The sequence below is a fragment of the Gordonia lacunae genome, from assembly GCF_002149015.1.
Taxonomy (GTDB): Bacteria; Actinomycetota; Actinomycetes; order Mycobacteriales; family Mycobacteriaceae; genus Gordonia; species Gordonia lacunae.
Genome location: NZ_NGFO01000085.1, coordinates 1 through 1,098 on the forward strand (window position 1 = coordinate 1; position 1,098 = coordinate 1,098).

The 1,098-nt window shown below is 63.9% G+C and carries 1 protein-coding gene; it reads right to left on the reverse strand.

Annotation, left to right across the window (positions count from 1 at the left end; genetic code table 11):
- A partial coding sequence (locus CA982_RS26225; protein WP_086537967.1) for an IS481 family transposase occupies window positions 1–985 on the reverse strand: 985 nt, incomplete at its 3' end.
- Between the last annotated feature and the right edge of the window lie 113 nt (window positions 986–1,098).

Genomic DNA, 1,098 nt, shown 5'->3' on the forward strand with positions numbered 1-1,098 from the left:
TGTACTGACCTGAGAGGTTAGGTACGCGGTCGGCGGGTGGTCGACCTTTGAGTGAGGTGTGGCCGCGGTGGTGATTGTAGTGATGCAGCCAGCTTGAGTACTCAGCGCAGCGTTCGGCGTCGCTGGTGTAGAGCCGCGCGTAGGCCCACTCATCGGCCAGCGTGCGGTGAAACCGTTCCACCTTGCCGTTGGTCTGTGGCCGGTAGGGGCGGGTCCGGCGATGCTTGACCTCACCGAGCGCGTCACGGAAGACGTGGGATCGGTAACAGGATCCATTGTCAGTCAGTACATTCCGGACCGTGAATCCGCACTCCAGGAACCAGGCGTTGGCCCGTTCCCAGAAGTCGGCGGCGGTCTGTTTGCGTTCGTCAGCCAGAATCTCGGAGTACACCAGTCGGGAGTGGGCATCGAGGGCGGTGTGCAGGAAATGGTGTCCCCGCAGCGGATCGCCCCATGTGCTACGGCGTCCTGAACTTTTATCTGCTTGCGAGTTGTGATTGCCCTGGGTTCGACCGAGCATGCGCCATCCGCCGCCGGCGGGGATCTTGCCGAGTTTCTTGACATCAACGTGCACCAGATCACCGGGAGCGGCGGACTCCATCCGTCGGATGACGCGCCCGGTGGGACGGTCCAGCCAGCGCAGACGGGCCAGCTTGTACCGGCTCAACACCCGGTGCACGGTGGAGACGTTGAGCCCGAGCAGATACGCGATACGGGCTGGGCCCCAGCGACGCAGCACGCGGACTTTGATGATGCGCCGCTCGGTGCGCGTCGGAGTCTTATTGGGGCTGCGGTGGGGTCGTGAGCTGCGGTCGGCCATGCCCGTCGGTCCCTGCTCGCGGTAACGCCGAGCCCATCGCTGGGCGGTGGTCACCGCGACTTGGAATCGTTCAGCGGCACGGCGCAGCGACCAACCGTCCTCAACGATGCAGCGGGCCAGACGCAGACGCCCGGTTTCTGACAATGGGGCATTACGGTGGGACACGAAGACCTCCGAGGATGGGGAGCGTTCCTTAGACAGCTCGCACTCCACTCGGAGGTCTTCTTCATGTCACCACGCCACGCCGTAGGCCGTACCTAACGTCCGTGGTCAGTACA